At 43.9% G+C, this 22,739-nt stretch carries 19 protein-coding genes and 2 tRNA genes; 1 reads left to right on the plus strand and 20 read right to left on the minus strand.

The features are described 5' to 3' along the window. Positions 1-139: 139 nt before the first annotated feature. Positions 140-1,639, minus strand: a complete 1,500-nt coding sequence (locus VQ00_RS13180; RefSeq protein WP_046180617.1) for a malate:quinone oxidoreductase — start codon at positions 1,637-1,639, stop codon at positions 140-142. Between the two features lie 322 nt (positions 1,640-1,961). After that, positions 1,962-2,441, minus strand: coding sequence for a 23S rRNA (pseudouridine(1915)-N(3))-methyltransferase RlmH (rlmH, locus tag VQ00_RS13185; protein WP_046180618.1), 480 nt, complete (start codon positions 2,439-2,441; stop codon positions 1,962-1,964). A 252-nt stretch (positions 2,442-2,693) separates the two neighbouring features. On the opposite strand from rlmH, the gene VQ00_RS13190 reads away from it, so the two are divergent. Further along, positions 2,694-4,976, plus strand: coding sequence for a glycerophosphodiester phosphodiesterase family protein (locus tag VQ00_RS13190; RefSeq protein ID WP_046180619.1), 2,283 nt, complete (start codon positions 2,694-2,696; stop codon positions 4,974-4,976). 93 nt (positions 4,977-5,069) lie between these two features. Here VQ00_RS13190 and VQ00_RS18190 read toward each other — a convergent pair whose 3' ends face one another. From VQ00_RS18190 to ssb, 18 genes are all read right to left on the minus strand, one after another. After that, positions 5,070-5,228, minus strand: a complete 159-nt coding sequence (locus VQ00_RS18190; RefSeq protein WP_082091572.1) for a CxxH/CxxC protein — start codon at positions 5,226-5,228, stop codon at positions 5,070-5,072. Then, a complete protein-coding gene (locus VQ00_RS13195) occupies positions 5,229-6,422 on the minus strand; it encodes a S1C family serine protease (protein WP_046180620.1) in 1,194 nt (397 codons plus the stop codon). It abuts the gene before it with no gap. Between the two features lie 210 nt (positions 6,423-6,632). Further along, positions 6,633-7,427: an MBL fold metallo-hydrolase gene (locus tag VQ00_RS13200; RefSeq protein ID WP_046180621.1), complete on the minus strand. Its 795-nt coding sequence runs from the start codon at positions 7,425-7,427 to the stop codon at positions 6,633-6,635. A gap of 22 nt (positions 7,428-7,449) precedes the next feature. Further along, positions 7,450-8,274, minus strand: a complete 825-nt coding sequence (locus tag VQ00_RS13205; protein ID WP_046180622.1) for a two-component system regulatory protein YycI — start codon at positions 8,272-8,274, stop codon at positions 7,450-7,452. Continuing rightward, complete coding sequence (locus VQ00_RS13210; protein ID WP_046180623.1) at positions 8,261-9,589, minus strand: YycH family regulatory protein; 1,329 nt, start codon at positions 9,587-9,589, stop codon at positions 8,261-8,263. Before VQ00_RS13210 ends, VQ00_RS13205 begins: the two co-directional genes overlap by 14 nt. Further along, a complete protein-coding gene (gene walK / locus VQ00_RS13215; protein WP_046180624.1) occupies positions 9,586-11,409 on the minus strand; it encodes a cell wall metabolism sensor histidine kinase WalK in 1,824 nt (607 codons plus the stop codon). Before walK ends, VQ00_RS13210 begins: the two co-directional genes overlap by 4 nt. Before the next feature lie 5 nt (positions 11,410-11,414). Continuing rightward, positions 11,415-12,125, minus strand: a complete 711-nt coding sequence (gene yycF / locus VQ00_RS13220) for a response regulator YycF (RefSeq protein WP_046180654.1) — start codon at positions 12,123-12,125, stop codon at positions 11,415-11,417. Positions 12,126-12,311: 186 nt separating this feature from the next. Further along, a tRNA-Phe gene (locus VQ00_RS13225) sits at positions 12,312-12,384 on the minus strand. Between the two features lie 135 nt (positions 12,385-12,519). Further along, positions 12,520-12,596, minus strand: a tRNA-Asp gene (locus VQ00_RS13230). A 406-nt stretch (positions 12,597-13,002) separates the two neighbouring features. After that, positions 13,003-14,289: an adenylosuccinate synthase gene (locus tag VQ00_RS13235; protein WP_046180625.1), complete on the minus strand. Its 1,287-nt coding sequence runs from the start codon at positions 14,287-14,289 to the stop codon at positions 13,003-13,005. A 217-nt stretch (positions 14,290-14,506) separates the two neighbouring features. Beyond that, positions 14,507-15,871: a replicative DNA helicase gene (gene dnaB, locus VQ00_RS13240; RefSeq protein WP_046180626.1), complete on the minus strand. Its 1,365-nt coding sequence runs from the start codon at positions 15,869-15,871 to the stop codon at positions 14,507-14,509. Positions 15,872-15,930: 59 nt separating this feature from the next. Further along, positions 15,931-16,380 carry a 50S ribosomal protein L9 gene (gene rplI / locus VQ00_RS13245; RefSeq protein WP_046180627.1) on the minus strand — a complete coding sequence of 150 codons (450 nt, stop codon included), beginning with the start codon at positions 16,378-16,380 and terminating at the stop codon, positions 15,931-15,933. Next, positions 16,377-18,350, minus strand: a complete 1,974-nt coding sequence (locus VQ00_RS13250) for a DHH family phosphoesterase (protein ID WP_046180628.1) — start codon at positions 18,348-18,350, stop codon at positions 16,377-16,379. The genes rplI and VQ00_RS13250 overlap by 4 nt, the downstream gene beginning before the upstream one ends. A 66-nt stretch (positions 18,351-18,416) precedes the next feature. After that, positions 18,417-19,346, minus strand: coding sequence for a YybS family protein (locus VQ00_RS13255; RefSeq protein ID WP_172645581.1), 930 nt, complete (start codon positions 19,344-19,346; stop codon positions 18,417-18,419). Positions 19,347-19,471: 125 nt separating this feature from the next. Next, the gene (locus tag VQ00_RS13260; protein WP_046180630.1) at positions 19,472-19,807 is read right to left on the minus strand and encodes a hypothetical protein; all 336 of its coding nucleotides are present in this window, start codon (positions 19,805-19,807) and stop codon (positions 19,472-19,474) included. Between the two features lie 18 nt (positions 19,808-19,825). Beyond that, positions 19,826-21,451, minus strand: coding sequence for a methyl-accepting chemotaxis protein (locus VQ00_RS13265; protein ID WP_046180631.1), 1,626 nt, complete (start codon positions 21,449-21,451; stop codon positions 19,826-19,828). Between the two features lie 482 nt (positions 21,452-21,933). Then, on the minus strand, positions 21,934-22,170 hold the full coding sequence (gene rpsR, locus VQ00_RS13270; RefSeq protein WP_046180632.1) for a 30S ribosomal protein S18: 237 nt from the start codon (positions 22,168-22,170) through the stop codon (positions 21,934-21,936). Positions 22,171-22,195: 25 nt separating this feature from the next. Beyond that, positions 22,196-22,729, minus strand: a complete 534-nt coding sequence (gene ssb, locus VQ00_RS13275; protein ID WP_046180633.1) for a single-stranded DNA-binding protein — start codon at positions 22,727-22,729, stop codon at positions 22,196-22,198. Positions 22,730-22,739 lie beyond the last annotated feature (10 nt).

The following is a 22,739-nucleotide window of genomic DNA, read 5'->3' on the forward strand; positions in this document are numbered from 1 at the left end:
ACAATGCGGGCTCGTTTTTTTGTGGCTATGTTAAATAATGCTAAAGCAGCCACTTATTTTTCCATAATTAAGAAAAAGATTGATGAAAAATGCTGCTTAAACTCTTTCATTCAATACCTTTGTTTCTACATCCAAATAATTAATTATTGACTAGCTCTTTTCCGCTTAGACCAAGCGTCTCTGCTGTTGAAGTATGAATTTCGTGCAGAAGCTCTGGATTTCCCATTAGTGACACGCCATAAGAAGGAATCATTTCTTTAATTTTCGGTTCCCACTCTTTCATATGTTGCGGGAAACATTTTTTAAATACCTCAAGCATAACGTGAACACCAGTAGAAGCACCTGGAGAAGCACCTAGTAATGCTGCAATCGAGCCATCAGCGGCACTAATAACTTCCGTACCAAATTGAAGTGTACCTTTGCCGCCAGCTTCAGTATCTTTGATCACTTGCACACGTTGGCCCGCTACGACTAAATCCCAATCCTCGTTTTTTGCGTTCGGGATAAACTCACGCAGCTCTTCCATGCGCTGTTCTTTTGATAGCATCACTTGTCGGACTAGGTAGTTTGTCAATGACATATTTTTTGCACCTGCCGACAACATTGTTAAGAGATTATCAGGTTTTACGGACGTGACCAAATCAAACATTGAACCGGTTTTCAAAAACTTTGGTGAGAAGCCGGCAAACGGCCCAAACAGCAACGATTTTTTATTTTCGATAAATCTTGTGTCAAGATGCGGAACAGACATTGGAGGAGCCCCAACCTTCGCTTTTCCGTATACTTTTGCATGATGCTGCGTTACAACATCCGGATTATTACACACCATAAATATTCCGCTTACCGGGAATCCTCCAATATGTTTTCCTTCAGGAATACCGGATTTTTGCAGTAGATGCAGACTTCCTCCCCCGCCTCCGACAAAGACGAATTTTGCAGCATGGCGTTCGACGTTACCGCTGTCGTTTCGTACTTTCAATTCCCACGAGCCGTCGCTAGCACGTTTAATATTATCAACGCTATGTTTGTATTTGATATCGACGTTTTTACTCTTTAAGTGGTCAAACAAAATGCGCGTTAAAGCACCGAAGTTGACATCAGTTCCAGAGTCGATTTTTGTTGCTGCTATAGGTTCATTCGATGGACGATCCTGTATAATAAGCGGAATCCATTCCATCAGTTTTTCAGGGTCATCGGAAAATTCCATCCCTTGAAACAGAGGATTATTTGACATCGCTTCAAAACGTTTCTTTAAAAACGTTACATCTTGTTCCCCTTGTACCATACTCATATGAGGCAATGGCATAATAAAGTCCTGCGGGTTACGTATCAGCTTGCTGTTTACAAGATAAGACCAAAACTGCATTGAAAGCTGAAACTGTTCATTAATTTGGATAGCTTTGCTAATATCTATAGATCCGTCTGGTTTTTCGACAGTGTAGTTAAGCTCGCAAAGTGCCGCATGCCCTGTTCCTGCATTATTCCACTCGTTAGAGCTTTCCTCTCCCGCACTTTCGAGCTTCTCAAACACTTTAATTTCCCATTCCGGTACTAATTCTTTCAAAAGCGTCCCTAAAGTTGCACTCATGATTCCGGCACCAATTAAGATGACGTCTGTTTTCGTTTCTCTGTTGCTCATGTTTACCTTCCCTCTCCCCTTAAATTTGCAGAAAGGATGTAAGCGCTTCTGATTAGGCGTCACACCAAGCTAAGGCACGACCTAGTCACACACCTTTTCTGTCTCAATTATAACCATATCATAGTGTATTACAATTACTTATAGATTAAACTATCTACTATTATATGATAGTTATGAGTTATTTGAAAGCGGATAAAAGGTGAGAAGTCCGTCCACAAGTTCCTAGGAACACACAAAAACCAAGGCCTTAATCCAGCTTCTTGCAAGGATGAAGGCTTTGGTTTGCGGTTACCAGCGAACCGTCACCATCTAATTTTCGCTGTTACTTATGGTAAGGTTCCCCCCGGTTAATCCGGAAACTCCGATACACCTGCTCTACCAAGATCAGCCTCATCAGCTGGTGTGGAAATGTCATAGGCGAGAAAGACAGCTTTTCATCCGCACGCTTCAGTACGGTGTCACTTAACCCAAGCGAACCGCCGATCACAAAGGCGATTTTGCTTTTGCCGTATGTAGCGAGATTGTCGATGTCGGCGGCGAGCTGCTCGGATGATTTCATTTTGCCGTTGATAGCGAGTGCAATGACGTGTGCGTCCGGATTGATTTTGGCTAAGATCCGTTCTCCTTCTTTTTCTTTTACCTGCTTCATTTCGGCCTCACTTAGGATTTCCGGCGCTTTTTCATCCGGTACTTCGATGATGTCGATTTTGGCGTACGCGGACAGTCTTTTAATATATTCATCGATGCCTTGTTTTAAGTACTTTTCTTTTAATTTACCCACTGTTATAATCGAGATATTCACAATTAAACCTCACTTTACAAACAATTTACGAACAGTTTATCCACAGAAGTTATCCACATATCAACAACTCACCTGTTTATATTTTACCATAGTATTCACATGTGAATATCGGTCTTTTGTTTGTTTCTTTTTTATTTCAGATGACAAAAGAAGGAATTTTCAGTGTTTTTTGTTAACTTATTCTATTCTTTATATTTCTTTAATATTTCCCTGACAAAATAGATATCGAAGTCTATTTAGGGAGGAATCATGATGAAAAAGAAGAAGGTAGTGCCTTTGTTTTTAGCAACAGGAATGTTATTTAACGGAGGTGAAATCATTCCCGTTAACGTGCTGGCTGCTGAGCCCGTTTTTACAGAATCATTTGATGCTGCTGCATTGCCGGATGGCTGGGAAGTCATTCAAGGACAGGCTGCGGTTCAAGACGGTTCACTTATGTTAACGTCTCCTTCCACATCGAAGCCAGCTCGCGTACTTATGCCTGAATCGGTTTCTAGCGGTGATTACATTATTGAAGCGGATATGACGTTTGTTTCCGCTGTTGAAGACACACGCTGGGCATCCATCATGTACCGCGTGCAAGGCAATGATTATCCGTATTACCAAATGGCTGTCCGCCGAGGTGCCAACGCATTAAATGGGGTCGAACTTGCGCTTCGCAATGCGAATAATGGGTGGTCTGTCTTAAACAAAGCCCCATATAGCGAAGCATTTGCTTACAACAAAACTTACAAAATGAAAATAGTGTCAAAAGGAAATCGTGTACAGCAATACATAAATGGCCAGCTTGTAATCGACACCGACCAGGCGACAGCTCTTCAAGAAGGACGGATCGGCTTTCAAGCAGCCGGCGCAACTGTTAAATTTGATAATATTCACGTAAAGGAACAAACAGAGGAACTTCCTTCACTGGCCGATACGAGCGCTTTTTTGGGCGATCAGCCCGAAACCAATTTATTAAATGCGCCGACGATTATTTCGGATACACCTCAGCTTGAGCAGCAAGAAGGTATATCCTCGATGATGCTCAAGCCCGATACTGATTTACTTATACAAGGCACACCTTTGCGCACGTATTTAGAAGAGATGAAAGGTGAGACCATTCCCATTATCAAGCTGGAAAATGAAGAAACAGCTCAAAAAACAGCTCAGTTGCTTAGTGAAATGTCCGTCCAGGATGTACATATCGTATCTACTCAATCAGAAGTGCTAAAGACGGTCAAAGAAATCGTTCCGTCCGTACGCGGGGCACTCATATATAATCGTTCTTCACTTAATAAGCATGATCTGAACCGCTTTATCCAGTCTGTCCATACGTCCGGGGCAAAAACGGCCATACTGCCACAAAAGCTGCTTTCAGCCGATACCGTTCATTCTTTTCATAGCCGTGCCGTTTCTATTTGGGGTGATATGGAAGGCGAATTAGAACTTGATGCGCATAAGCTGATTCATGCTGGTGTTGACGGCATCATTGCCAGAGATCCAGTACCAGTAACAGCTGCATTCAGCCGTTATCCTGAAAATACGCTCGTTCAGCGGCCGATTGTCGCTGCGCATCGTGGCATCCCATCACTCGCTCCTGAAAATACAATGCCCGGCTACCGTATGTCATATGAACTCGGAGCGGATTTAATTGAAACAGATGTGCAAAAAACAAAAGACGGTGAAATTGTGATTATGCACGACTATACGGTTGACCGGACCACAGATGGAACAGGCAATGTAAAAGATTTAACATTGGCGGATATTCAATCACTTGATGCCGGCTCTTATTTGAGTGAAGAATTCGCTGGCGAAAAAGTACCTTTGTTCCGTGAATTTTTACAAGAATTTAAGGGGAAAGAAATCATATTGTTAGTGGAATTAAAAGCGGATGGTATTGCTGAGGATACGATTCGGATTATTGAAGAAGAAGGCATGAGGGATCAAGTTGTTTTGCAAAGCTTCCATTTAAACAGTGTGACACAATCTGTCGCTTCTGCGCCAAATATGCCTTCCGGTTATTTGTATTCAGCAGCTGTGCCGCAGACAGAAGCAGCCCGGCTGAACGACGCACGCAACATGATGAATTACGCGACTCGTTTAAATGTAACGCTCAATTCAAGCTACAGCAGCTTGTCTCCCGAATTTACATCATATCTCCGTCAGCGGGGCATGATCAGTTTTCATTGGACGTTCCGCAATGAAGCCGACTTTGGTGAGCAGCTTCAAAATGGCGTGATCGGGCCGATTACCGATTATACGCAGTGGCTGACCGAAGCACCAATCCGGATCGAAACGCCGATAAAAACCCGGAACTTGAATATAGGGCAGACAGCAACGATTCAAGCAAAAGCGTTCTTGAATTATCGGACCGACAAAAAAGAGAATATCGAAACAAACCTTTTCTCATCTAGTGACAATGTCAAAATTGATGGAAATACCATTCAAGCAGAGAAATCGGGTTCTTCTTACGTTTTCGCTCAACACACATTTACAATGCTTGACCAAGAATGGACACTCGTTTCAGAACCAATTGAAGTCACCGTAAAATAAAGAAAAAATTCCCGTTATCAACATGTTGATAACGGGAATTTTCTGACTTTATCCACATACCCACAGATTTCATCCACATTTCGTGACCGGATATTAGTTTCCGACAACATATAAAGCCGGATTTTGACAAAATTCGCAGGATACAGGTTCTTCAATTTTTTTCATAATCGGGGCTATTTCGTATTCATCAACGGCAATATCAAGTGCCAATTCAATGTGTTCAAGACAGCATGCCATTTGTTGTTTCTCCATTTATAAATCACTTTCCGCAACGAGCGTCATCTCGGTTTCTTTTTGCTTTCCATCCCGATAGTACGTCACATTTACGGTGTCGCCTTCTTTTTTATTATTGTACATATATTTGCGCAAGGCAATGACATCTTGTACCGGTTCTCCGTCGAGCGCAGTGATCACATCGTATTCTTGAAGTCCTGCTTTCGCAGCAGGTGAATTCGTTAACACTTGCTCAACAATAACGCCTTCTTTAATATCTTCAGGCAGCTTTAACGTTTCCTGCTGATGATATGATGGCAGCTCGTTAACATTTTGAAGCGTTACTCCCATGGCCGGGCGCTTCACTTCACCGAATGATTCAAGATCTTCAATAATGGGCAAAGCCGTGTCGATTGGAATGGACAAGCCAATGCCTTCAACGGCGCTTTCAGCAATTTTCATCGAGTTAATGCCAATCACCTGACCCGCAATGTTCACAAGTGCCCCGCCGCTGTTACCAGGATTAATGGCTGCATCTGTCTGTAGCACTTCCGCCTGCCAGTCGTTGACCCTATCGCCATTTAAATCAACTGGGATCGCACGCTCCAGTCCGGATACGACTCCCTGCGTAACTGAACCAGAAAATTCAAGACCGAGCGGGTTTCCGATCGCAAGAACCGGTTCGCCAATTTTAAGTGCTTCCGAGTCGCCGAATTGGGCTGTTTTCTCCACATTGGCCCCACTGATGGTTAAAACAGCCAGGTCGGTCCATACATCGCCACCTAACAGCTCTGCCGGTTCCTTCGTGCCGTCCGCAAGGGTTACTTCGAGCTGTTGTGCGCCTTCAATGACATGATAATTCGTCACAATAAAAGCGGTGTCGCCGTCTTTTTTATAAATGACACCACTTCCGCTTCCGGCTTCCTGCGTTGTTGATTCCGAGCCGAAAAAGTTCATTGATGCTTGAATATTTGTAATGCCGACAACCGCATCCTTCGCTTTTTCTACCGCTTGTGTCACGTCTGTTGTTACATCTATTGCTACTTGTTCCGAGCTGCCAGCCAGCTCATTTTCAGAAACGGATACGTCATTATTTTGATAATCCACAATCGACGGAAGTGTTGTCACGACAAGCCCGGCCCCAATCACGATGCCGGCAAGTCCTGACAAAAAGTAGCCGCCTTTTCCGCCGCGCTTGTTTCGTTCTGTGCGCCCTTCATCATAATAGCCCAATATCATTCATCCCTTTCTGCCAACTTATTGTTTCACCGTTCTTAGCGGCTATTCTAAAAAAATTATACGCTTTTGCCGAAAAGAAGGGCAACTTATACGCTGTCAGCGATTTTTCAAGTGAAGATTTGCAGGTTTACTATACGATTTTTTATTTCTCTTAATGCCCCACAGCAAAAAAACGCTCCGGGCTGATTGCCGCGGAACGTTTTATTAAATCACCGTGAGTGGTGTGGGCACTTTTGGGTCCGTGTCATACAGGTGAAACTGATGACCGACACCGGCGTCTTTTTGTTCAAGCATTTGCGTCACACTCATTTTCGCGAGTTCTTTCATGTTATTGTCGGCACTCAAGTGCGCCAAATAAATACGCTTCGTTTGCGGTCCGATCACATCATTCATCGCGAGCGCTGCATCTTCATTCGAAACATGCCCGACATCGCTTAAAATGCGCTGCTTGATGCTCCACGGGTAACGGCCCATCCGCAGCATACTTACATCATGGTTGCTTTCAAACACATACGCATCTGCGTTAGAGATGAGCCCTTTCATCCTGTCGCTTACATAGCCGGTATCAGTAATTAAGACGAGTTTTTTACCGCCATTATGGAAAATATAAAACATCGGCTCCGCTGCATCATGTGATACACCGAACGACTCGATATCCACAGCACCGAACGTTTTTATCATTTCCGTTTCAAACGTAAACTTCTGGCTGTCATCAATTGCACCGGTCAACCGGTCCATCGCCCTCCACGTTTTTTCGTTCGCGTAAATCGGCAGCTTGTATTTTCTCGCCAGCACACCGAGTCCTTTAATATGGTCGCTATGCTCGTGTGTGACAAAAATGCCGGACAGGTCGGCAATTTTTCGTCCAATCGATGAAAACAGCTCATCCATTTTTTTGCCTGAAAGACCGGCATCGACAAGAAAAGACTGACCGTCTGATTCAACAAAGATCGCATTGCCGGTGCTGCCGCTTGCCAGTACACTAAATTGCATTGTCATGCTTTTCACTCCAGTTACGTTACTACGATTCTTTTTCTGTCTGATAAATAGATCCGTCAAATGCGTTTACATACACTTCTTCAGTTATATCGCCTTTTTCCAGTTGAAAATACCACGTTGGCGACAAAACTTGCAGCACTTGTGATTCAAGCACTTGTGATTCAAGCACTTGTGATTCATTCAGCTGCACGGTATAATAGCCGAGCTCTGCATCACTGATCTTGCTGTCCGGCTGAATGAACCCATTTTTATAAAGCGCATCAAGTGCCTGCAGTGCGGGCAAAATAGCTTCTTCGTTCCGGTCTTCATCGTCACTGTCGAGCATTGTTTGAGAGTACTCTTCAATATTTCCATCATCATCGAGCTGTAAGGTCAGCGTCCCATAAGCATTTTCAAACAGCTTTTTATTTTCAATTTTTTGATAGTACGTGACGGTTTGCCCGTCTTGACTTCGTTCCCAATATGAATATTCGCCGCCTTGATAGACGTTATTTTTCACGAATGAATTGAGCTTGTCCCGTGTTGCTCCATCCGTATCATATGGCTTGTCGAGCACACTTGCAATTTTGGTGCCCTTACTACTAATAGCCAACTCCTGCTTCGTTAAAAAAAGCAAATCGTTTTCGGAAAATATTTTCGGCTTGGCGGTGATGATCGAACGCTCGCCGGAATCTGCCGGCATTTTTTCATATTTTACCCCGTCTTCATCCAGCTTTTGTTCAATCGTTGTTGCTTTAATGACTTCGAAGCGGGATGCGCTGTATTTATTAAAAAACATCACAGCCAAAAAAATGTCCAGCACGAGAAACACGGCGATAAAAATGGTTTTTGTTTTACTCCAATCCATCTGCCGGTCTCCCTTCATCCGTGAAGAGCTTTTGCCATTCGCCGTTATATTGATAGTACCAGAACGGCTTTAGTGTCAAAATTTTCCGAGACTCTTGTTCCAGCGTCATTTCGTACCCAATCCGCATATCTGTCAGCAGCAATGGATCGATACTTTCTAAATTGATAACTTGATTCAATGCTTTCTGGCCGCTTTGTAATTCAACAGTCTCTTCTGGCAACGGTTTATCACGCTGAACGATAAAAGAAGAGCGGTCATACTGATAAATCCGGTCCTGTCCCCAACTTTGCGACAGCTCAGCCATGCCTTGTGAATCAAAAACGGGAAAGTCACCTAAAAACAAACGATAGCTAATATCAGATGAGCCCGGCTCTGCTTTAAATAAGCGATAATCATCTACCCAGCCATTATGATCATTAACAAAGTTAATGCTTTTTTCAATAAGTTGGTCCAGCGGCATGGATTGAGGAGTTTCTGCTGAATTTACGTATCTAACCGTTCCTGTGTTGCTGTTAATACGCATAAAGCTCGAGCCGTCCGTGTATTCGTCACTGTCTGAACGCGAACCACGTCTTACATAGCTTGGATCATTAAAAAGTGCACGCTTAAACGTTTCTGCCTCAATTTCCTCAATTTGTTCCGACAAGTAACTTTGCATGGTTAACACAGGCGGTTCTTTCTGTACATATAAAAGTGATCCTTTTGGAATTTGATAGGAAATATATGGTTTCAATCGTTCGGAATCTTCCACATAGCGATTTTTAAACTCTTTCAGCGATCTTGTTTCAATTTGGCTTCTAAAAACAAGTCTTTCTTGTACAGAAACAAAATAAACGAACGCTTTATTTTCTTCTTCTGTAATAATGATTCGGTTGAATACAGCATTTGGAACGGCTGTATCATTAAAAGAAAACATCGTCTTTATTGTGTTAAAGGGCACCGAAGAAGAAAAAAACAGCTCCACATGCGAATCATTAGACAACAGCTCTGAAAATTCCTGTTTATTTAATAATGAACGGGACACATCTTCAGGCTCAAAGAACGTCCACTTTGTCATTTCATCCATTATCCAGTCCAGCTCTTGTTCAGAAACAGTGCCGTAATGACTGCTGCCCTGATGTGAGATGATTTTTGACGGCTTTACCAATTCGGAAATTTTCCGTTGCTGGCCAATCTCTACTTCCGTCACAATATCGTCCGCTCCATCGGCAATCGTTTCATAGGATGGCTGGTAGTTCCAAATTCCCCACGTAAAGGCAAGACTGATCAACACGAGCAGTGCAAGTACTGCGGATTTGATTTTTTCGTAATTCATTCCCAATCATCCTCTTCGGAAAGATCCGCCGGCAGCGTGAAGAAAATCGTCGTTCCTTTCCCTTCAACACTCGTTGCCCAGATGTGGCCGTCGTGCGCGGTAATGAGTTCTTTTGCAATGGCGAGTCCAAGACCGGTCCCACCCATTTTTCTTGAACGGGCGCGGTCTACCCGGTAAAAGCGCTCAAAAATGAGGTCGAGGCTTTTTTTCGGGATTCCCATGCCCTGATCACTAATACTGATTTGAATCGTATTTCCATGCTCCTCCACATTAAACGAAACAAGTCCGCCTTCTGGTGAATATTTAAGCGCGTTGGAAATGATGTTATCAATGACTTGTGTGAGCTTGTCCTGGTCAATCGTGACATAAACCGGGTAACGCGGCAGCTTTCTCCTGAATGTCACTTCCTGCGATTTCGTCATTTCAAATCGGTCAATAATTTTATTGAAAAAGTCAATAAAATCTGTATCTTTTTTCGTTAAATTGTATTCCTGGCTGTCGAACTTCGATAACTGAAGCAAGTCGTTTACGAGCCGGATCATCCGCTCGGTTTCCGTCTGCGTTACATCAAGAAAATTCGGCGCAATGTCTGGGTCCTGCCAGGCTCCGTCCGCAAGCGCTTCTAAGTAGCTGCGCATCGTTGTCAGCGGCGTACGCAGCTCATGCGATACGTTCGTTACAAACTCGCGGCGTTCCATTTCAATTTTCTCCTGCTCGGTAATATCGTGCAGAACGGTAATTAAGCCGTTCACAAAGCCGGTTTCTTTTTGAATGACAGAAAAGTTCGCCCGAAGGACATATGGCCGGTCATGCGTGCTGTAATCCAAAATAACCGAATCCTGCTCATTTAACAAATCGTCGAATGAGTAGTCCTCTTCCAAATTCAGCAGTGAAACAATCGGCTGTGAAATAACTGTTTCACGTGAAACATTCAGCATTTTAGACGCTGGTTCATTAATCAAAATGACGCGTCCACGCCGGTCAGTCGCAATAACCCCGTCCGTCATGTAAGAAAGAACAGAAGAAAGCTTCCGGCGTTCTCCTTCTGTTGTCGCCTGTGCTTCCTGCAGCCGTTTCGTTAAATTGTTAAATGTTACGGCAAGTTCACCGATTTCATCCTGCCCGTACACTTTTACTTTCCGGGAGAAGTTCCCTTTTCCAAGTGCAACGGCCTGACGCCTCATATCCGTAATAGGGCGGGTAATCGTTCGAGCTAACGTGATGCCCAGAATGGCCGTAATCGCGAGCGCTAAAATCGCCGCGGAAAACAAAATTTCATTAATATCATCGAGCTGAGTAAAGACCGTCTCAATCTTGCCAACTAAGTAGACAGCACCAATCACTTCACTGTTAGAGAAGATCGGTGATGTCAGCACCCAGACCCGCTGGCCGGAGTTTTCGTCAATGTACATTTCTTCCTCTGTTTGCCCGGCTGAGAGCGCCCGTTTCACCGAGATATTGGGCATTCGCTGGCCGACAATGCCCCGGTTATTTGCGTCTGATGTACCAATAATCCGATTCTCTATGTCAATAACGCGCACTTCGATAATATCATCCTCTGAAAAATCTTCCAAAATACGCTGTGTATCCTGCTCCAGCGTATTTGATTGTTCATCACGCTCTTTCAGCATTTCTTCACGCAAATTGTATTCAAGCAAGTTAACCCGTTGCTCCAAGGATGTTTTAAAGTTTGTCGTAAACTTTTCTTCAAGGGAATTGACGAAATACACACTGATAATCTGCATCGCAAATAAAATAAGCAACACATAAATCAGCACAAATTTCATTTGAATTGAACGAAAAAACCCTACTCGTTTCATTCACATTACTCCTGTTCAGGATTGCGCAAGTAGTAGCCGACACCTCTTCGGGTCACGATCCATGATGGATGGCTCGGGTTGTCCTCAATCTTTTCACGAAGGCGTCTTACGGTTACATCTACAGTCCGGACGTCTCCATAATAATCATATCCCCAGACTGTTTGCAGCAAATGCTCACGTGTCATTACCTGACCGATATGCTTTGCTAAATAATGAAGAAGCTCGAATTCACGATGGGTCAGTTCAATCGTTTCACCGCGCTTGGACACGATGTACGCATCTGGATGAATCGTCAACGCACCAACTGTAATTTCATTCGTGTTCGCTGCTTCTTCTTCCTGAACCGGTGCTGCCTGATGGCGCCGCAAATTCGCTTTTACACGCGCAATAAGCTCCCGTGTAGAAAAAGGCTTCGTCACATAATCATCTGCCCCAAGTTCAAGACCTAATACTTTATCGATCTCGGAATCTTTTGCCGTCAGCATAATAATCGGCATGTCGTATTTTTTCCGTACTTCACGGCATACTTCCATACCATCACGGCCTGGCAGCATAATATCAAGCAGCACAAGGTCCGGCTGCATTTCTTCAACCATTTCAACGGCCTGGTCACCGTCATAAGCACACTGCACATCGTATCCTTCTTTTTTCAAATTAAACTGCAAAATGTCTGCAATCGGCCTTTCATCATCGACAACCAATATTTTCTTTTGCATCATGTATGTCCCTCACTTTTATTTTCACTGAGTAAAAGATGGCTTCAAATATAATATTTTATCATATTTCCGCTTCTTTCGCTTTTCTTAACTTTACCACGGCAGACGAACGGCAGCATCCCGTAACATATATACAGAAATAACAAAAAGCACCACGGGAGCGAAATCACCGCGATGCTTTTTCGATGGCTCAGGACGGAATCGAACCGCCGACACAAGGATTTTCAGTCCTTTGCTCTACCGACTGAGCTACTGAGCCAAGATCAGATACATTCATAAATATAAAATCATCGTTTTAAAAAATACAGCGGCCGTTGTTCATGAAGGACAATTCATAGGTTCGCACGGCCGCCATCAAGAAATAACATAACATAACAATAGGTTAAAGTAAAAATGGCGGTCCGGACGGGACTCGAACCCGCGACCTCCTGCGTGACAGGCAGGCATTCTAACCAACTGAACTACCGGACCATTTATAAATATGCTGTTCACCAGCAACGTTGTTAATAGTATCACATGGGTGAAAAGGTGACAATACATTTTCACCATATTTGTCGTAATAAACGAACAAAACGATGAAATTTTGACATTTTTGCGTCTAGCCCCAAACATTCCAAGGAAATAAATCCAAAATTCTACATTTTTTCGTTATATGTGAACATTTAATCATGAGCATGGACATGTTTTTTGTAAGCAGAGAAGGATTCATCTATTTAGCTATCGATTTTTGATGAAATGATCGATCATGATGAACAAAATTTCATCTAAACATGATGGGATTCCTATTGCCGGCGGCGGTAGTTTTATAAGTTCAGTTATTTCTTCAAAGAAGAAAAAGCTGTCTCGTTTTAAGACAGCCTTTCATTCATCCTTATATTTATCCCCAAACGCTGCGGACAACGTTTGTTTGATTACGGTCCGGTCCTACAGAGAATACAGACAATGGAATGCCTGTCAGTTGTGACACACGCTCAATATAGTGACGTGCATTCGCAGGAAGTTCACTCAAGTCTTTCATACCGGTAACGTCTTCTGTCCAGCCTGGAAGCTCTTCGTATACAGGCTCACATTCTGCGAGTGTGCGAAGGTTAGCTGGGTATTCTGTAATTAATTCGCCTTTATAGCGGTATGCTGTACAGATTTTTAATGTTTCGATGCCTGTTAAGACGTCAATTGAGTTCAATGAAAGATCTGTCAAACCACTGACACGACGTGCATGACGGACAACCACGCTGTCAAACCAGCCAACACGGCGCGGGCGGCCTGTTGTGGTGCCGTACTCGCGGCCGACTTCACGGATGCGGTCGCCGATTTCATTAATTAACTCGGTTGGGAATGGACCGTCTCCCACACGTGTTGTATACGCTTTTGAAACGCCGACAACGTGTGTAATTTTCGATGGACCAACACCAGAACCAATTGTAACACCGCCCGCTACAGGGTTGGATGATGTAACAAATGGATATGTTCCTTGGTCAATATCAAGCATAACACCCTGCGCGCCTTCGAACAAAACGCGGCGGCCTTCATCAAGCGCGTCATTTAAGACAACAGATGTGTCGCAAACAAGGTCTTTAATTTGTTGGCCGTATTCATAATATTCATCAAGAATATCTTCCACTTTAAAGCCTTCTGTTTCATAGAAGAGCTCAAGCAGGCGATTTTTTTCAGCGATGTTATGCGTTAATTTTTCTTCGAACGTTTCACGATCCAGTAAATCTGCCATACGGATACCCATACGTGCAGCTTTATCCATGTAAGCAGGACCGATTCCTTTTTTCGTTGTGCCAATTTTATTGGCGCCTTTACGCTCTTCTTCCACTTCATCAATTTTCAAGTGGTACGGCAAAATAACGTGCGCACGGTTTGAAATCCGCAGATTATCTGTTGATACACCGTGTCCGTGCAAGTATGCAAGTTCTTTTACAAGCGCTTTCGGATCGACAACCATGCCGTTTCCAATCACACAAATTTTATCCGAATAAAAAATACCGGATGGGATTAAGTGAAGTTTGTATGTAACACCATTGAATTTAATTGTATGACCCGCATTGTTACCACCCTGGTAACGAGCTACGACTTCTGCGTTTTCAGAAAGAAAATCGGTTACTTTCCCTTTTCCTTCATCGCCCCACTGCGTTCCTACTACGACTACTGATGACATTTTTTGCACCTCCGAAGGTTCATGAAAAACGTTTTGTCAAACACGTTCATTTTACCAGTAAAAAACACCGTTCGTCAAACAGAAAAGACGAACATTTTTAAGTTGCTAAGAATTTTTCATTCGCTTTTACTCGAAAAGCGCAAGGCGCCTTGAGCTAGACACTACCCAAAAACATATGCTTTCTTAAAATAAAAAAGCCAGCGAATCGCTGACTTTTTTATGCTCCCGGCGGCGCACCCATCTCATCCATACGCCGCTCAACGTTCACAAATTTATTATATTCTTTGACGAAAGCAAGCTCAACGGTACCGGTCGGGCCGTTCCGCTGTTTGGCAATAATGATTTCAATCATGTTTTTGTTTTCTGATTCTTTATCATAATAATCATCACGGTATAAAAACGCGACGATATCCGCATCCTGCTCAATCGAACCGGATTCCCGAATGTCTGACATCATCGGCCGCTTATCCTGCCGCTGCTCAACGCCGCGGGAAAGCTGGGAAAGTGCGATAACCGGCACTTCGAGTTCACGAGCGAGCGATTTTAAGGAACGGGAAATTTCCGATACCTCCTGCTGACGATTTTCGCCAGCGCGGCCATTCCCTTGAATAAGCTGCAAATAATCGATTAAAATCATTCCCAGCCCCTGCTCCTGCTTGAGACGGCGGCATTTGGAACGAATTTCCCCAATCCGCACCCCCGGCGTATCATCAATGTAAATGCCGGAGTTGGACAAGCTGCCCATCGCCATCGTCAGCTTACGCCAGTCCTCATCGGTCAGTGCACCTGTCCGCAGGTTTTGCGCATTAATGTTGCCCTCCGCACACAGCATCCGCATGACAAGCTGTTCTGCGCCCATTTCCAGACTAAAAATCGCAACGGTCTCATCCGTATTCGTCGCCACGTTTTGCGCAATATTGAGCGCAAACGCCGTTTTCCCGACAGATGGACGAGCAGCCACAATAATAAGATCGTTCCGCTGAAAACCAGCTGTCATCCGGTCGAGCTCTGCAAATCCGGTTGGAATGCCGGTGACGTCTCCTTTTCGGTTATGGAGAAGCTCAATGTTGTCATACGTGCGGACAAGCACGTCTTTAATGTTATGAAACGCGCCGGCATTTTTTCGCTGCGCCACTTCCATAATGCTTTTTTCCGCTTCACTAAGAAGGCCTTCTACTTCATCTTCCCGTTCATACCCGTCCGACGCAATTGTTGTGGCAGTCCGGATTAATCGGCGCAAAAGAGATTTTTCTTCGACAATACGGGCGTAATATTCAATATTGGCTGCTGTCGGCACCGCCGACGCAAGCTCGCTTAAATAAGAAATACCGCCAACATCTTCAATCAGTTTCTGGGCTGCCAGGTCTTCTGTAACCGTTACAACATCAACCGCTTTTCCGTGATCACCAAGCTTGAGCATAGTTAGATAAATTTGCTGGTGGGCATTCCGGTAAAAGTCTTCTGGAATTAATATTTCAGAAGCGACTGTTAACGCGGACGGCTCAAGAAAAACCGCCCCCAGTACAGCCTGTTCTGCTTCAATATTTTGCGGCGGCACACGGTCCGTTAATACATCACTCATCGTCACCCTCCCCGCGAAAAAAATGTGATCAGATAATTCCGATCACATTTTTTATACGTTTACTTTTCTTCTGTTACGTGCACTTTTAACACCGCTGTTACATCATTATGCAATTTGACCGGTACATTTGTATAGCCTAGACCGCGAATGCCGTCCGCGAGGTCCATCTTTCGTTTATCCAGCTTAATATTGTGTGTTTTTTTCAGCTCGTCTGCGACTTGCTTTGCAGTAACTGAACCGAAAAGCCGGCCGCCTTCACCTGTTTTTGCGTGCAGTTCAACCGTTAGTGCTTCGACCGTTTCTTTTAACTTTTTCGCTTCTTCCAGCTCTTCAGCTACAAGTGAAGCTTGCTTTTTCTTTTGTGCATCAAGCGCATTTTGGTTGCCGGAAGTCGCTTCGACCGCATAGCCATTTTTAATTAAAAAGTTATGCGCATAGCCGTCTGCGACATTTTTCACTTCACCTTTTTTGCCTTTTCCTTTTACGTCTTTCAAAAAGATCACTTTCATTCTTCCGTTCCTCCTTCAATCATTTCATCAATCACGCCACATAATCCTATTTCTGCATCTTCTACCGATGCACCACGAATTTGTGTGGCTGCGTTCGTTAAATGGCCGCCGCCATTCATTTGCTCCATAATAATTTGCACGTTTACTTCGCCAAGCGAGCGGGCGCTAATGCCGATCACATCTTCTGATCGTCGGGCGATGACAAACGATGCCTGAACCCCGTTCATCGTCAAAATCGTATCTGCTGCCTGGGCGATCAGTACAGAATCATAAATATAATTATCGTCGCCTTTAGCAATTGCCAGGCCATCCTTATAGAAATAAACCGTTTCAATAAGCTGGCTGCGCTGAATATATGTGCCGATGTCTTCTTTTAAAAATTTTTGGACAAGAATCGTATCCGCGCCTTGTGTGCGCAAATAAGCTGCCGCATCAAATGTCCGGGCGCCGGTCCGAAGTGAAAAGCTTTTTGTATCCACAATAATGCCGGCAAGCAGTGCGGTCGATTCAAGCATGGATATTTTTTTCGTCTTCGGCTGATACTCTAAAAGCTCTGTCACAAGTTCGGCTGTGGAAGATGCATACGGCTCCATATACACAAGGAGTGGGTGTTTAATAAATTCTTCTCCGCGCCGGTGATGGTCAATCACAACGACCCGTTCCGCCTTCTTCAACAGCCGGTCTTCAATGACAAGAGACGGTTTATGTGTGTCAACGACAACGAGCAATGTTCGGTTTGTCGCAATTTCAAGCGCTTCTTCCGGCGTAATAATCCTCGAATAAAGCGATGGATTTTGTGCTTTCACCTCACCAAGGAGACGTTTAACGGCTGTATCAATTTGCGAAAAATCGATGACGATGTAACCTTCACGTCCATTTAATTCTGCAACGTGACGAATCCCCATCGATGCGCCGACCGCATCCATATCCGGATATTTATGGCCCATCACAATGACTTTATCGCTATCTGTTACTATATCACGAAGCGCATGAGAAATAACGCGCGCACGTACGCGGGTGCGTTTTTCGGTCGGATTTGTTTTTCCACCGTAAAACTTTACTTTTCCGTCTCCCTGCTTAATGGCTGCCTGATCGCCGCCTCGTCCAAGAGCCAGATCCAAACTGGACTGGGCCAGGTCACCTAATTCCGGCAGCGGAACCATACCTTGCCCGATACCGATACTCAGTGTGAGCGGTGCATAATGCTTCGCTGTTTGTTCCCGTACTTCATCCAAAATGGAAAATTTATTTTCTTCAAGCTTGTGCAAGATCCGCTCATTCATTACTGTAAAGAAACGCTCAGAGGAAACACGTTTTAAAAACATGCCATGTTCTTTTGCCCAGCCATTCAGCATAGAAGTCACTAAGCTGTTCAAGCTGCTGCGCGTCTGATCATCCATTCCTTGTGTTAAATCATCATAGTTATCAAGAAAAATGATGCTGAGCGCCGTCTTTTCTTCTTTAAACTGCCGGGCTGTAAGCTCTTGCTTTGTAACATCAAAAAAGTAAAGAAGCTTTTCATCCGGTTTTGAGATGACACGAAATGTCTTGCCGTTCAAATCAATCATCGCTTCTTTTTCACTTTTGACCGCCGGCAGCAATGGTTCTGCTACCTCATAAAGCGATTCTCCGACGAGCGTTTCTTCTTGAAAATAAGAGGTCAAAAAAGCATTTGCCCATTCCACGACATATTCTTTGTTATAAAGCAAAATACCAATCGGCAGCTCTTGAAGCGTTTCTTCGCCGACTTTTTGCAGCCGGTATGATAAGGTAGTAATATATTTTTGTACATCTTCATGCGCTTTTCTTTCTGCCAAATATAAAAAGAGGAGCAGAAAAATTGTTAAGGTCATTAATCCGGCGCCGGCGATTCGATTATAGGTGAACAGCCAGACCGACGCAGCTGCAAGCACAAGCAAAACGACGATCATCGGCAGTTGGACCATTCGCCTGTTGTAATACGAAAGCATTCGCTTCAGCTCCTCATTCTAAAGCTCCATTCGGTGCGTTCAATAGAGCTGATTTTAAAAAGCGCTTTAAGGCTTTTTTTGCATCCGCTGTCTTAAGTCAAATCCTAAATCAATTATACCTAATAATCGGATAAGATAAAGAAGTGGAATAAGGGGAATTGATAAAACGGCCAGAATGACCGGAATTGCTTTTGGCCATTTTTTGCTGTGTGCAAAGAAAAAAACAAGTGAGAGCCCTTGTATGTATAAGCATGCCTGCAAAATAAACATGACGTTCACATAAATATCGTACCACGTTGTACCGCTTTCCGGTTTTACGACGATAGCACCGACCATAAAGAAAAGATAATACCATAAAATCGCACGCGGAAGCTGAACTGTCCGGAACGGATTGAGCGGTTTTATGCTGATGCCAAGCCGTTTGACGATTGGATAATTAACCGTCATCAGCAGCAGGACGACGATAAATGCAATCATCACAAAAATAGCTGGTAAAAGCGCGCCTATATACTGAATAACCGTATTAATTTGATCTTCTGTATAAGGCATTTCCTGCCCAAGTATATCGCTTGTTTCTATCATGGATTGCTTGAAGGCACTGCTGAACTGGTCTACAAACGAAATATCAAGCAGCAGCACCGTGGCGACGTATTGAATAATAATATTCACAAGAAACACCAGGCTTCCTGCCATGTAAACCATCCAGCCATCCGACTGCTTCCGGATCAGCATACCCATCGCAAGCCCCGTCGTCCCATACATGACTGCCACAGGCACAGATACAATACCTCCCGCAATAAATGCCACAGCGATTGCGCCAGCCAGCAGCATAAACGATGGACCGGCCGGATATTTAGCGCTATAAATCAAAAAAGGAAACAATAAAAATAGCGCGCCGACAATTGAAACAATAGGTACATACACTGAGATCAGCAGCAGAACCGTAAAGATTGCCAGCATCATTGCTCCTTCTGTTATGACTTTTGTCTTCCCCACTTTAACACTCCGTTCATTTGCCGTACATTCCGGCATTCTCCTTCTTTATTCTACATTCCTTTAGTCCCCCATTCAACTTTAAAACAAAAAAAGCCCGAACACAAGATCGGACTTTCATTATTTCTTCATATTTGAAATTGACGAATGGCTTGAATTAATTCTTCATTTAATGAAGCAAGCTGTTCAGAAGCGTCTGCTGCGCCTTCAATGGCCGACAGCTGCATTCGCGTCCGGTCCTGCACTTCTTCACAAGAAGCGGCGGATGCCCGTGCTTCTTCGGCAATATGGCCGGCTGTCTGAACAACAGTATCTTTTTCCTGATTCGCAGTGTGAATGCTGTATACCATTTGAGCAATGGCTTTGTCCATTTTGATCATCATGTCTTCCTGATTGACAAAAACCATTTCTGTTTCCCGCACTGCTTCTGTCTGCTTTATAATATGTCCACCTGCTTCACCCATCGTGTCAATGGCATGAACTTAACCTGCTTGAACCGCAGCAATTTTTTTATGTATTTCGCCGGCGGCTTTGTTTGATTGCTCTGCAAGCTTCCGTACTTCTTGCGCTACAACCGCAAACCCTTTGCCCTGTTCGCCCGCGCGTGCCGCTTCAATCGATGCATTAAGGGCAAGCAGATTCGTCTGGGCAGATATATCTTCGATGACATGTACAATGCTTTCAATTCGTGCAATGTCTTCAGCCAGCGTCCGAATCGCTGTCATCGCAACGTCCATCCGTCCGGCAGAAGTGTTCATTGACTTCGCAACAGCCGAGACGTGTTTTGTACCCGTATCCGCTGCTGTTGCTGCCGCGTGTGCCAATTGAGCCATCGAATCGGCTTCTTCAGAAATCGAACTAATTAATGTCCCTAGTTCTTTCGAGCGGTCTGCTGCTTTTTTCGATCCGTTTGCCGAGCGCTCTGTTCCATCTGTCAGTTCATCAAGCGCCGCTACAGCCATCGTTCCGGATTCATTGATTTCCTGAACAGCTATATTTAAATGCTGAATGGACTCCCGTACATTTTTAGCTGCTTCATCTGTCACTTCAACAATGCTGCGCATTTTCATAACCATTTCATTAAAATTACGGCCGAGTTCGGCTACTTCATCATTTCCCGAAACGTGGACATGCGTCTGCAAATTGCCGTCCGCTACTTGTTTAACCGATGCCTTTAATTTCTGAATCGGCCTTATAATGCTGGACGTTAGTAAAAACATGACAACCATCACGATGACAAGAACAGATAATGCCGTAATCGCGAGAATTTTTTTCATGTCATTGGAAACACCGAATAAATTCTTTTTTTCATAGACAGCACCGATTTTCCAGCCGGTCTGTGCAATTGTATTGTACACGGTCAACCCGCTGTCTGTTTCAATAATGCCGTTTTTTTCTCCCGAAAGAACAGCCGTCATAATGGGATCTTTTGAAACATCCTTTCCTTTTTCTGACGGATGGATAATCGCTTTTCCTTCGTTTGACAATACAACCGGATACCCTCCATATCCAATATTCAGCTCGTTCATCCAGTTCGTCATACTCGTTAAATTGATATCGGTCCCGATGACCCCAAGCACTTCTCCTCCGTTCATAATGGCTTTTGAAACGGTAATCACATAATCACCCGTCTTACTCTCATATGGCTCGCTCCAGACCGGCTGATCGCTTTCAATTGCTTGCTGATAAGACGGTGTTTCAAGCGGATTAAAATCGTCCGGAAGTACCGTTGCCGGTGTCATTTTAAAGGCGCCGTCAGCCGATACGTAATACACACTAAGCACATCTTTGTAAATATCCGTGTAACGGTTAAAAACAGCCTGCTGCTGCCTGTCCGATTCACTGTCCGGCCGCACTGCTGCCTGAGTGGAATTAGCGTATTGGATCACTTGCGCCGATTCTGACAAAAGCTGAATGCTGTCTTCGTACTTCTGTAAAAATGCGGCTGCTGAATTATTTAATTCTTTGACAAACCCTTCCGTCTGAACGGCCATATTCTTTTCAATCCGCTGCTCTGTTTTCAATCCGGTAAAAAAAATAATAAAGGCAAATGCACTAATGAGAACAAATGCAATGGGTAACATAAATTTCATTCGAATTGATTTCATCACTCTACATCTTTCTACCTATCTCCACATCCCATTATAGTTTTATAGACCCGTTATATTATTAATTGATTGTAAAGATTATATTGAAAAAAGAGATGCCTCTCGTTTTGGCATCTCTTTTACTCTTTAAGCCCATTTAAATTGATCCACTACTTCTTTTAATTCAGCACTTAGTCCCATTAATTGTTCTGATGATTCCGCCACAGTCCTAATGCTTTTAGCTGTTCTTGAGCTTGAAGGAGGATAACTCCTGTCCATAGAAGAGACTGTCCAACTGATTTAGAGCGATCAAGTAAATTAGCCCTTTTATAAAACAGCACCTGCTATCCAATTTAAACAAGGAACATTATTGAAAACGATGATGTGGTCTTCACCATCCATCTGATAATATTTTGTTTCGGAATGAAAATAGTGTTTTTCTGTTTTCCAACGCAAAAAAAAACACAATGCTGACGAATCAGCATTGTGTTTTGTGTTTATTCTTATCTTTCTTCTCCAACGAATGGAAGAAGTGCTACCATCCGCGAGCGTTTGATTGCAATTGTCAAACGACGTTGGTATTTAGCGCTAGTTCCTGTAACGCGGCGTGGAAGAATTTTTCCACGTTCAGATACGAACTTTTTAAGCAAATCAACATCTTTATAGTCGATATGTGTAATACCGTTAGATGTGAAATAACAAACCTTTTTGCGCTTACGTCCACCTCTGCGTCCTGCCATGAGTTTCCCCTCCTCTTAACTTTAATTAAAACGGAAGATCGTCGTCTGAAATATCAATCGGCTGACCGTTATCTGCAAACGGATCTTCATTCATTTTAGAATAACCGGCATTGTTATTGCCGCGCTGTTGATTCTGCTGTGGCTGGCCAAATGGAAAGTCCTGATTGCTTGGCTGTTGTCCGCCACCCTGCTGCTGAGGAGCATTGCCATACTGCTGGCTGCTGCCTCCACCGCCGCCGGATTTAGGCTCAAGAAATTGGACACTGTCTGCCTGGACTTCTGTCACGTAAACACGCTTTCCATCCTGGCCTTCATAATTGCGTGTCTGAATGCGCCCTTCAACGCCGGCAAGACTTCCTTTTTTCAAGAAATTTGCTACGTTTTCAGCCGGTTTACGCCAGATCACACAGTTAATAAAGTCCGCTTCCCGGTCACCCTGCTGGTTCGTGTACGTACGGTTCACCGCAAGCGTAAACGTCGCAACCGCTGCGCCGGATGGCGTGTAGCGAAGTTCAGGATCTTTCGTTAAACGACCCACTAAAACCACTCGGTTTATCATCAGAATCAAC

The sequence above is a fragment of the Domibacillus tundrae genome (genome assembly GCF_000970675.1).
GTDB classification, from domain to species: Bacteria; Bacillota; Bacilli; order Bacillales; family Domibacillaceae; genus Domibacillus; species Domibacillus tundrae.

Bases quoted from the DNA above. Each gene is read 5' to 3' on its own strand.
- VQ00_RS13235 (WP_046180625.1), bottom strand. From the start codon at position 14,289: ATGTCATCAGTAGTCGTAGTAGGAACGCAGTGGGGCGATGAAGGAAAA.
- VQ00_RS13250 (WP_046180628.1), bottom strand. From the start codon at position 18,350: ATGCTTTCGTATTACAACAGGCGAATGGTCCAACTGCCGATGATCGTC.
- walK (WP_046180624.1), bottom strand. From the start codon at position 11,409: ATGAAACGAGTAGGGTTTTTTCGTTCAATTCAAATGAAATTTGTGCTG.
- VQ00_RS18190 (WP_082091572.1), bottom strand. From the start codon at position 5,228: ATGGAGAAACAACAAATGGCATGCTGTCTTGAACACATTGAATTGGCA.
- VQ00_RS13260 (WP_046180630.1), bottom strand. From the start codon at position 19,807: ATGGGTGAAGCAGGTGGACATATTATAAAGCAGACAGAAGCAGTGCGG.
- rpsR (WP_046180632.1), bottom strand. From the start codon at position 22,170: ATGGCAGGACGCAGAGGTGGACGTAAGCGCAAAAAGGTTTGTTATTTC.
- VQ00_RS13265 (WP_046180631.1), bottom strand. From the start codon at position 21,451: ATGAAATCAATTCGAATGAAATTTATGTTACCCATTGCATTTGTTCTC.
- VQ00_RS13200 (WP_046180621.1), bottom strand. From the start codon at position 7,427: ATGACAATGCAATTTAGTGTACTGGCAAGCGGCAGCACCGGCAATGCG.
- dnaB (WP_046180626.1), bottom strand. From the start codon at position 15,871: ATGAGTGATGTATTAACGGACCGTGTGCCGCCGCAAAATATTGAAGCA.
- yycF (WP_046180654.1), bottom strand. From the start codon at position 12,125: ATGCAAAAGAAAATATTGGTTGTCGATGATGAAAGGCCGATTGCAGAC.
- ssb (WP_046180633.1), bottom strand. From the start codon at position 22,729: ATGATAAACCGAGTGGTTTTAGTGGGTCGTTTAACGAAAGATCCTGAA.
- VQ00_RS13210 (WP_046180623.1), bottom strand. From the start codon at position 9,589: ATGAATTACGAAAAAATCAAATCCGCAGTACTTGCACTGCTCGTGTTG.
- VQ00_RS13180 (WP_046180617.1), bottom strand. From the start codon at position 1,639: ATGAGCAACAGAGAAACGAAAACAGACGTCATCTTAATTGGTGCCGGA.
- rplI (WP_046180627.1), bottom strand. From the start codon at position 16,380: ATGAAAGTGATCTTTTTGAAAGACGTAAAAGGAAAAGGCAAAAAAGGT.
- VQ00_RS13205 (WP_046180622.1), bottom strand. From the start codon at position 8,274: ATGGATTGGAGTAAAACAAAAACCATTTTTATCGCCGTGTTTCTCGTG.
- VQ00_RS13190 (WP_046180619.1), top strand. From the start codon at position 2,694: ATGAAAAAGAAGAAGGTAGTGCCTTTGTTTTTAGCAACAGGAATGTTA.